The sequence below is a fragment of the Vibrio sp. D173a genome, from assembly GCF_030248475.1.
Genome location: NZ_JAHGAH010000137.1, coordinates 1 through 9,786 on the forward strand (window position 1 = coordinate 1; position 9,786 = coordinate 9,786).

The 9,786-nt window shown below is 39.7% G+C and carries 8 protein-coding genes; 3 read left to right on the top strand and 5 right to left on the bottom strand.

The window, feature by feature from the left end; genetic code table 11:
* Positions 1-435 precede the first annotated feature (435 nt).
* Complete coding sequence (locus tag KIV40_RS15195; protein WP_285350020.1) at positions 436-1,146, bottom strand: hypothetical protein; 711 nt, start codon at positions 1,144-1,146, stop codon at positions 436-438.
* Between the two features lie 472 nt (positions 1,147-1,618).
* Here KIV40_RS15195 and KIV40_RS15200 point away from each other — a divergent pair, with 472 nt between their 5' ends.
* The 3 genes from KIV40_RS15200 to KIV40_RS15210 all read left to right on the top strand — a co-directional run bounded on the left by KIV40_RS15200 (position 1,619) and on the right by KIV40_RS15210 (position 4,913).
* Positions 1,619-3,361 carry a leucine-rich repeat domain-containing protein gene (locus KIV40_RS15200; RefSeq protein WP_285350021.1) on the top strand — a complete coding sequence of 581 codons (1,743 nt, stop codon included), beginning with the start codon at positions 1,619-1,621 and terminating at the stop codon, positions 3,359-3,361.
* A gap of 413 nt (positions 3,362-3,774) precedes the next feature.
* Entirely contained in the window at positions 3,775-4,182 is a 408-nt protein-coding gene (locus KIV40_RS15205; RefSeq protein WP_285350022.1) for a hypothetical protein, read from the top strand.
* The gene (locus KIV40_RS15210) at positions 4,179-4,913 is read left to right on the top strand and encodes a rhomboid family intramembrane serine protease (RefSeq protein ID WP_285350023.1); all 735 of its coding nucleotides are present in this window, start codon (positions 4,179-4,181) and stop codon (positions 4,911-4,913) included. Before KIV40_RS15205 ends, KIV40_RS15210 begins: the two co-directional genes overlap by 4 nt.
* Positions 4,914-6,294: 1,381 nt before the next feature.
* Here the strand turns inward: KIV40_RS15210 and KIV40_RS15215 are convergent.
* The 4 genes from KIV40_RS15215 to KIV40_RS15230 form a co-directional block, all read right to left on the bottom strand.
* Positions 6,295-6,657 (bottom strand): hypothetical protein, encoded by a 363-nt coding sequence (locus KIV40_RS15215; protein WP_285350025.1) that lies wholly within the window; start codon positions 6,655-6,657, stop codon positions 6,295-6,297.
* Between the two features lie 202 nt (positions 6,658-6,859).
* Positions 6,860-7,507, bottom strand: coding sequence for an IS6 family transposase (locus tag KIV40_RS15220; protein WP_285350026.1), 648 nt, complete (start codon positions 7,505-7,507; stop codon positions 6,860-6,862).
* A 100-nt stretch (positions 7,508-7,607) separates the two neighbouring features.
* Positions 7,608-8,768, bottom strand: coding sequence for a hypothetical protein (locus KIV40_RS15225; RefSeq protein ID WP_285350027.1), 1,161 nt, complete (start codon positions 8,766-8,768; stop codon positions 7,608-7,610).
* A gap of 372 nt (positions 8,769-9,140) precedes the next feature.
* The coding region (locus KIV40_RS15230) for an IS3 family transposase (protein WP_285350028.1) at positions 9,141-9,786 on the bottom strand (646 nt) is incomplete at its 5' end.

The following is a 9,786-nucleotide window of genomic DNA, read 5'->3' on the forward strand; positions in this document are numbered from 1 at the left end:
TCTATCAAAAAGTATACAAATTGATAGGAGTTTTCAGTTGTAAAGAGAGTACTAATTTAGTGAGGGCTGCTTTGTCTAAAAAATAATCTTAACGAGCTATATAGGCATTGCCTATCGAACCCAATGTTTTGATAGGTAGCCAATGCTGATTCATCGAGAGGTTTGCTTAGGGGTTTGGTTGCATATCTGAATTGGTTTGTGTGAGGTATACTCAATCGGAACTGCTATATTGAAAGGCTTTAGCGTTCTGACGGAGCGCGTAACACCAAAATGCCCCAAAACGAGCTAGGGAGCGAATTTCTATTTCGTGTAATTTGTTGGTCTGAGATACAAAAGTAATGGATGGCAAAAAGCAAGACTTGACTCCATTGTCTTGATTACCTCACCAAAGATAAAGGAAAGGATTGAAGCCGTTCGACTCCAAGCCTTTTTATTTTAGTTGGTGCCAGCTATCCCCTTGATATTTGATACAACTTTATCATTTTCATTGAGGGTCACAGGTACTTGTTGCCCTGTGTTTTTCCCAAAATATGGATTAGCTGCCGATACTAAGAAAGGCATAACTCTTCGCAAATCACCAGATGAACCCGAAGAGGTTACTGTTGTAGTCCATACTTGTTTCATCTTTTCAGTTTTCTTATAAACATCAACATCATAAGCAACAATATTTAAAAAGCGATCATAAGTTGTTTTGTTACCTATATGTGTAGTTGATCCAGTGACACCGTATGTAGGTGTTAAGGTAGTCGTAGCAGAATATGTCGAAGTATTGCCGTAGGTATTCACAGTACCAAAAGTATTTGCAGAGCTTACCCCCGTTTGTCCCCAAGTTGGAACAGAGTATGTATATTGCTCTCTTCTAGGGTCTCCAATGCCATATGCCATAAATATCGTTATGTCAGCAGATGGAAAATCACTTGCTTTTTCGAAGCCTGATTCACTTAAAGCCCTTACAAGATAGTTCGAATATTCCATATATAGTAGATCATCTTGACTAACTCCTTCATTTCCGGGTAGCAATATGTAACTCTTTTTGTTTAAACTTTCAGGAGCAGCGATTGCATCTACGTTTGCATAGAAACTTGGTCTAACAGCACAACCACTCAGCAACACTAACCCTAAAGTCGAAATTATTATTTTATTCATAGCTCTAATTTACCAACCAACAACAGATGGATGTAGAGTATCAAAGCTATGGAATATTTCCATTTCTAAACAAAGCCTTCTTCTCTTCGTACTTCATGGCTGATAATTTGACCTATGTTTCCTAAACAATGTAGACCCGATCTGACCTCATTTATGCCCCAAAATTCGTTAGGTTAAATACCCTATAAAGTTAAAGAGCCTGCGTTTACCCTACAAAAAGTCATTTAGTAGAATGAAACTTTCACGATTTGGGCCTTTTATATGTATGTTTTGCTTGTCAAAGCGTCCGTTTTAGTAGCGAAACTAGCTAAACAACTTGTTGGAAGTGGACTAACTGCGGAAAGTATTGCTACCTTACGTTTATCTCAAAATAAAGCTGACTACCTGTGAACGCTTTTATGCGTTGGTAGAGGGTATTTGACGGTCTTAATAAAATACGGGAACAGCCATGACATTATCAAGAACAAGGCTCATGAAAGCAACAGCTCAAATTCTTGGCACTTTACTCTGTTTAGCCTTTCTTACTGGCTGTGAACGAGCAACGGAAGGGTTGCAATATGCCAAAAATCGTGATGGTTCAGATGACAAGTCAATACTTATTGGCTACAACGGTAACGACACAGATGTCGTCATCCCAGATTCGGTCGAACTTATTAATGGGGGGACATTTTATGACAAGCAGCTCACCAGCGTGGTCATCCCAAAATCGGTTACTATAATTGGAAGACAGGCGTTTGAAAACAATAAACTTACTAATGTGGTTATACCAGATTCGGTTACCTCCATTGGGGAGCGGGCGTTCGCTGAAAATAATCTCACCAGCGTTACTATTCCTGATTCAGTGACCTCGATTGGGAAGTGGGCATTTAATAAAAATGCAATATCAATAGTTAACAATGTCCCATCAGATGGTTTTATTTTTGCTCGTAATGATGATGGCACTGAAAACAAAAAGATCATGATTTCCTATGGTGGAGCAAGAAAAGAGATTGCTATACCAGATTCGGTGATTACTATTGATAGTTGGATGTTTGCTGAAAGTCAGCTCACCAGCGTTACTATTCCTGATTCGGTGATCTCCATTGGGGAGCGGGCGTTCGCTGAAAATAATCTCACCAGCGTGACCATCTCAGATTCAGTGACCTCGATTGGGAAGCAGGCGTTTTCTGGAAACCAGCTAACCAGCGTGACCATCCCAGATTCGGTGACCACTATTGAGGACATGGCATTTTATGACAACCAGCTCACCAGCGTTACTATTCCTGAATCAGTGACCTCGATTGGGGTGGCATTTAATAAAAATGCAATATCAATAGTTAACAATGTCCCATCAGATGGTTTTATTTTTGCTCGTAATGATGATGGCACTGAAAACAAAAAGATCATAATTTCCTATGGTGGAGTAAGAAAGGAGATTGTTATTCCTGACTCGGTGACCACCATTCGAAATAATGCGTTTTCTTTTAACAATCTCACTAGCGTAACCATCCCAACTTCGGTGACCACAATTGGAAAGCGTGCGTTTCTTAAAAACCAGCTCTCCGGCGTAACCATCCCAAACTCGGTGACCACAATTGGAAAGACTGCGTTTTATTTAAACAATCTCACCAGCGTAACCATCCCAAATTCGGTGACCACAATTGGAGAGTATGCGTTTGGAGAGAATCAGCTCACCAGAGTGACAATCCCTGACTCGGTGACCTCCCTTGGTGACAGTGTGTTCGCTGATAATATGCTCACCAGCGTAATTCTCCCTGATACATTGACCTCGATAGGGAAGCGGGCGTTTGCTAATAACAGGCTCACTGATGTGGTTATACCAGATTCGGTGACCACCATTGAAACTAGGGCGTTTAAAGGCAATCAGCTCACTGATGTGGTTATACCAGATTTGGTGACCACCATTGGAAGTGATGCGTTTAATGGCAATCAGCTCACCAGTGTGGTTATACCAGACTCTGTGACCATCATTGGATATGGGGCGTTTCTTAACAACCAGCTCGCCAGCGTGGTTATACCAGATTCGGTGACCACCATTCAAAATTCTGCGTTTATGAACAACAAGCTCACCAGTGTGGTTATACCAGACTCTGTGACCACCATTGGAAGGGATGCGTTTTATAACAACCAGCTCACCAGCGTGACTCTCCCAGCTACGGTGTCTTCTCATTGGGCAGCGGCGTTTGATATTGGTGTAAAAATTAATGGAAATTAACAGTTTACAACTTATCTCAAGTGCTTTACAGAATCTAGAGATATGCCTTTCCCCTACTAAAAGTTATCTGAAACTAGCAATTGTCAAAACTAAACGGTGCTGTGTGACCCAACCCTTTTAATGGTTGCTATCTTATTGATTTATCGTTGAAGGTTAAAAAAGAAAGAAGGCATTATTTCGCCATGGAATACGGACAATCGCAGTATAGAAAGCGTTAGCTGCAATCAGTATATAACGAGTATTATCGAAAATAATGTCTATGGGTTTAATCGGCACATAACAAGGCCTTAAAGTCGGATTCGTAACAGTTGGCTCGATTCCGCTTCGCTTCACATTATAGCCAACAATTACTCACCGCTTAAGGCGGCGTTAAGCGCTTACCAGAGATCACATAAACATAACTAGGAGTAATGATGAACAAAGAACAGGCTAAAAAACACATTGAAGAGAATCTGAATGACGGGGACTCGCTAATAGGTTTTTTTCAGGCTGTAAGCCCACCAAATATTTGGCTATTCTTACTAGTTGGCCCTTTTTTCATTCTAAGCATGAGAACATACTTCTTAGCTGTTACTGAGAAAGGTGTATCTTTCCATAAATTGAGCTTGTTAGGTAAGTTTAAGGAGCATGATTTTTTTGACTTTGGTGACATTGAAAGCGTAAAAATAGGAAAAGGGCTATTACAAAGGCCTATGAAATTCACATTCAAAAACAACCGAAAGATTAAAGTAAAAGCACAATTAAAGGGAGTAGAAAAGGTCGCAAAATTGTTGCCGGAAGTTCAAGAACATATTGAGAGCAATATACCTTTAGTCCAATGATTATATTTCTTTTCGCAGTTGTGACTTATGTCGGCTTATTGATTTTCATAAAGCCTGCTCCGAGTAGTTTGAAGGCTGTTCCAATTACCTATGGTGAAAACTTTAAATTTGTTTGGGCTTCTATATGTTCAGGGGTTGTAATTCTTTTTATATTTCTTCTGACAACAAACTTTGGTTTCATTTCCGTAGATGAGAGCCTGTATCGAACGTTCGCACTGAGTAATGACATTGATCAGTTTTTAAAGTGGCCGTTACAGTCAGTATCGCACTTATTTATCCATGGTAACCTGATTCATCTCACTGCAAATGTTATTGGCTTAGGTCTAGCATCTGCTTATGAACGCAGGGTTGGAGCCAAGAGGTATTTGGCAGTACTTCTTGTGAGCGGCTTGGCATCTATACCATCTATACTATTCTATTCGGAAAATATTCTAGTCTGCGGGATATCGGGTGGTGTTTTCGGACTGGCAGCTGCTTATTTTACAGATGAAGAGGAATTAACCACCAAGGAGTGGCTTTTAGCGATTTCACTGTTCCTGGTTTTGGCAATAGTGCTTGCCCTAGATTCAGAGTTCAAAGGTGGTTCTAATAAAACGTTAGATATGAAAATTGATCACATTGGCCATTTTTTGGGAGCATTAGGCGCAATTTTGTATTGCCGCTTAAAGCCACTGCGCTTAACAAGGGCAAGCACCGGAAAAATAAAAGCTCCGGCTTCACCTCCACTTTAATTTTCCGGTGTTGCCGGCGTTAGGTAGCTTGAGAATAGAATCTTGTTCAAAGTTAGAAGAGCTGAACCACATTGGAAACATGAATGAATCTGACTTAAAAACAACGCTCTCTGTTTATAACGAAATGGATTCGGCGAAGCTCACAGAGGAAGAATTGGTTTTTATAAAAGAACTCGATAAACGCCTTCAAAACTACAATCTAGAGACTGATTTATTGCTCATATACGAAAAGTTGAAAGTAGAACAAAAGAAGTGAAGTAACAAGAAGCATAATACAAGAGGTGGTTTTAACCACCTTTTCTTCGCATGGTATTAGAGAAGGAAATATAAACGCTAGATAAGAGGTAGATGGTAGCCCTATGAACAAGCTACCAATTCTGGCATTTGTCGGAAGGTCCACAAAAAGAAATAAGCCTATAGCGTACAATAAAAATGTTACGCTAATCAATATATTATCTATTTCCATTTCTATTTGTTTCCAGAACAAAAAAACTATTAAAAATGGTAAAAAAATGAGTTCCATTTATATCTCCCCTTCATATAAAAGATTATTGTATCACTATTTAATTACTAATTTAGTAAAATCGCTGGCAAGCCATTATCCAACTTTTAGTTAGCTGGTGAAGGTCGGTCATGGGGGTAATGATAATTTTCCAAAGCTTCTCAGGTTGAACTTTTATCCATGGTACTTTCAAGCTAGAAAGTGTCAAAATATGAGTTATTGGTCATAAACAACTCGTTGGAGTATGCATCCGCATGCTTAACAATATTATCTCTGCAAACTCTGCTTTATTGTGTTGTGTTCTTTCGCCCACTTTCTCAACCTCTGGAAGTGGGCTTTTTCACTTTCCCATACCTCAAGTTATTCATTTTTTGCTAATGTTCAAATTTCCGAAACTCATTTGTGTCCATAATTTGGTCGGTAATTCACCTTCATGGAAATATTTTAACAGGGGTCGCACATAATCGAGGTATATTATGGATGCGATGTTAAATGAGCTGTTGCTAAGATAGAAGGCTTGCTATGGTGTAAGCCTTTCTGATGCCAGATGTTGACACCTTAAATGCTTATTATATCGGTACTTTTTTAAATATTCCAACGCCCACAAACGGAGCAAACGGGCTTCCCTTTCGTTATACCACTTTTACATTTGTAGCATTCTCTTTCCTGCACCTGTTTTTTTTGTTCCGTAACACGATAAAAATACATAATATAAGGAAAAACATTCCCCCGATGAAACATAACAAAATAACTGCTAAAGGCAAAATACCTGATATTGCCAAAAACTCAATAATGCCTTGATGTTTAGACATTTAACACCTCGATTAATTCTAATTTGAAAGGAGACATAACGCTCTGTTAAGGGGGTAACTACGCTACTCAACTAATCGCCTTGTTATATGGGGGTTGTTTTCTATCCGTTGCAACGACCGTTCCATCTACAATCGTCACGTTAAAGCTCTGAAACCGCGTCGTAACCGAACTTGGAGTGTACTCATATCTCAAAATCTTACGTTTAACGTTAACATGGTAAGTATAAGAAGGTTGACCAATTGAATCCAATAATTGTTCTTCAGTCTGACCTTGCCAAATCCTATGCATCATTAACTTGTCAACTAATTCTTTATTATTATATTTATCCATTAGCCGTATTCTCTCATCCTCCACTAAAGCGTCAAACCATAAAAAGGAAATAAATAAGATTAAGAAAAATATAAAAACACTAGATAAAAAATAGTCCATATTAACCTTGTTCTTTGCGAATATTTTTGTCGTCAATCTTGATACTAAGGTTCAGCAAACGTCCAGAAAACAGCGACCACTAAACGTAACTTGCCGACAAGACCAAAATTAGAGGTTCTGTCGCAAATTATGATAAAGACGTGGCAGAGCCATTATCTAGACGCAGTTATCATGCGAGTGCATAAAGTTGCTCATAGGCGGTTTATCCAACTATCTCTATCTGACCACGCTTCAACATCGTCCACAGCTCTCGACCATGAAGGCTGGCGGTTGCACCCTCTAACGACTTCCAACCAAGTGCTTGCCGAGTTTTTTGCTTTACCCAACGATGACTTTGCTCCACGATATTGTTGAGATATTCGATATCCAATATCTCAATCAGTGACAGCATGAAGATACCCGTTAACCAGAGTTGGATATTCATTGCATCGATAGCCGCATAGTTGCTTTTACTACCATCAATGACCACTTTCTCGGGGAGGCCATGTTGAGCTATCGTCTTATTAAGAAAGGCTTTAGCAGCAGCTTCATCGCGATTGGAACTAAGATAATAATCAATGACATTTCCGAACTTATCGACTGCTCTATAATAGTAAAGCCAATCTCCTTTCACTTTGACATAGGTCTCATCCATGCGCCACGAAGTAGATACTGGCTTTTTCTTTGATCTCGCTTTATGTTCCAAAACAGGTGAAAATTTGATGACCCAGCGGTTAATGGTTGCGTGATCCACATTCACCCCACGCTCACTCTGGAACTCTTCAATTTCTCGATAACTCAGCTTGTAAGCGAGGTAGTAGCGAATTGTTTCGAGAATAACTTCAGAGGGAAAGTGGCAACCTTTAAACATTAAGAATCAGTATCATGAGTGGAAATTAAGTGAATCTTAACTGAAGGACTCTAAGTTTGCGACAGAACCCTAGAATGTATTGATTATTTATAAGTATTCTCTATAGTTTTTTTGCCTTGTAGATCGCGGGCAGCTCATGTTCTTTACTCAGTATTCTTTCTAATCTTTGCTCGAAGTGCTTTGGTTTCTTAGAAATAAAGAGGTAAGTTTTAGGAGCTTCCCGTTCAAATGTCTCACCCGTAATTATTGCTTGTTTACCATACTTCATGAAGTCAACTATCTGGGCTAGTAAGAAATTTTGGTTTCCTTGTTCACTGTTTACATGTCTCGTTGAGGTAGCTTCGAGACCAAAAGCGCGAGGCTTAAAGGAACCGGGAGGCCAAGATTTTTCGCCCAACAGGCAAAAAAAACCGCCATGGAAGTTGATATATCGGTAGCCTAGACTCTGAAATGAGCATGCAGAAATTTTGCCTAAATGCCATGTGTAAACAATCCCTTTTTTTCGATCAAAGTGCAGATAAGCTCTGCGAGGAATGGAAAGAATAGCGGCAGAAATAATGATGGCGAATAAGAAATAAGCGGCATTAAATCTCATTGTTTCTTTTAACCACTCTTTTTCTGACTCTGTGCCATGTGAATTTATTGCTTTTATATATCGAATTGGTGAACTTGTTCCATTGTCAGATATCAACACCCGATAAAAGTCTATACTCCGCTGGTCATTTTTTAGCAGAGCCTCAATATCCTCGCCTCTACGCTTCCTGCTAAATACATAGCCTTCGTATGTCAATATTCTCGGGTTGATGGAAGTACGTGAAATTATGCTGAGATATCGGCTTTTATCGGGCGTTATACCTTGTTCTAACTCCTCTAAAGTAGCGTTAGCATCCCTAATAAGATAATTGCTTGGTCCAAAATCGACGATACGCCATAGGGCAAAAGTCCAAACGAGAACTAAAATAGGTAATAATAAAAACACTCTCAACTTATGCGAAGAGGCATCTTTGATGGTCAGTATATCGTCATTTACTGACATGATTGGTGGCAACGGATCATCGTACGGCGCAGAATAAGCATGGTTTTCTGAACGAGTAACCCAATCCATTATGGGCTGATAGTGCTTTCTATTCAGTGAAGCCATTACTAAGAGAAGGCTTCCTCCAACAGCAGGCATTGCGGGAATAGGAACTTCTCCAGTCAACACGCGCTGAAAATACCCCATAATTTCACTTAGCCAATAAAGTATTGTATCTAAATCCATAGAATTTTACGTCAATAAGTTGAGTTCTAATTTTAATTGAAACTTATGATTTTTAATACTTTTGATATAAAGCCAATAACACGACTAATAGTGTCTAGGTAAACTCTTTTTTGTTGTATAAATAACAGTTTTTATAGTCGAAGTAGAATAAACATTAGATAAAATGCATCGCTTTGAGTTTGACTTGGTTGTTAGTTTTGTGAACTTAGTCTAGCTTTAGCCTAGAAGAGGCTTTGATGTGATGGACGCACCTCCCTTCTAGCGTCGTTGTACCAAACTAATAGTACAACCATTAAGAGCAGGAGTAACAAGTATGTCTATTAAAGTTGTCGGTATTGATATTGATCTGCTCCAGCCAGACTGGACACTTCATTAAACGACATTTTGTTGTTCAAAGTTAACTGGGCTTAGATATCCAAGAGCACTGTGCCTTCTCGTCCGATTATAATCAACCTCTATGTATTCGAAAATCGCTTGGCGCATCTCGTCTCGCATCATGATCGGCTCATATTGGAGCGCTTCAACTTTCATTGAATGGAAGAAGCTCTCCACACAAGCGTTGTCCCAGCAGTTTCCTTTTCTACTCATACTTTGCTTTAGATTATAAGCGGTTATGAGGTCTCGATAGTCTTTTGAGCAATACTGGCTACCTCGATCACTGTGAACGATTACTTGCTCAGGGAATCCGCGACGGAACAAGGCCATTGATAACGCATCACAGACCAGCGTAGCAGTCATTCTGGTATCCATAGACCAGCCGACTACTTGTCTTGAGTAAAGATCAATAATTACCGCCAAGTACAGCCAGCCTTCGCTTGTGGCAACGTAGGTGATGTCTCCCGCCCACTTTTGATTCGGAGCCTCCGCGTTAAAATCCTGTGCCAACAGGTTCGGAGCAACTGGCATTTTATGTTTGCTATCCGTAGTACACTTAAACTTACGTGCCGCTTTCGGTGTTAAATCCTGCCGCTTCATACTGGCGGCAATGGTTTTAACATTACGGCTATCACCGTTCTCA

Coding starts and splice junctions, on each gene's coding strand:
- KIV40_RS15195 (WP_285350020.1), bottom strand. CDS start 1,146: ATGAATAAAATAATAATTTCGACTTTAGGGTTAGTGTTGCTGAGTGGT.
- KIV40_RS15200 (WP_285350021.1), top strand. CDS start 1,619: ATGAAAGCAACAGCTCAAATTCTTGGCACTTTACTCTGTTTAGCCTTT.
- KIV40_RS15205 (WP_285350022.1), top strand. CDS start 3,775: ATGAACAAAGAACAGGCTAAAAAACACATTGAAGAGAATCTGAATGAC.
- KIV40_RS15210 (WP_285350023.1), top strand. CDS start 4,179: ATGATTATATTTCTTTTCGCAGTTGTGACTTATGTCGGCTTATTGATT.
- KIV40_RS15215 (WP_285350025.1), bottom strand. CDS start 6,657: ATGGACTATTTTTTATCTAGTGTTTTTATATTTTTCTTAATCTTATTT.
- KIV40_RS15220 (WP_285350026.1), bottom strand. CDS start 7,507: ATGTTTAAAGGTTGCCACTTTCCCTCTGAAGTTATTCTCGAAACAATT.
- KIV40_RS15225 (WP_285350027.1), bottom strand. CDS start 8,768: ATGGATTTAGATACAATACTTTATTGGCTAAGTGAAATTATGGGGTAT.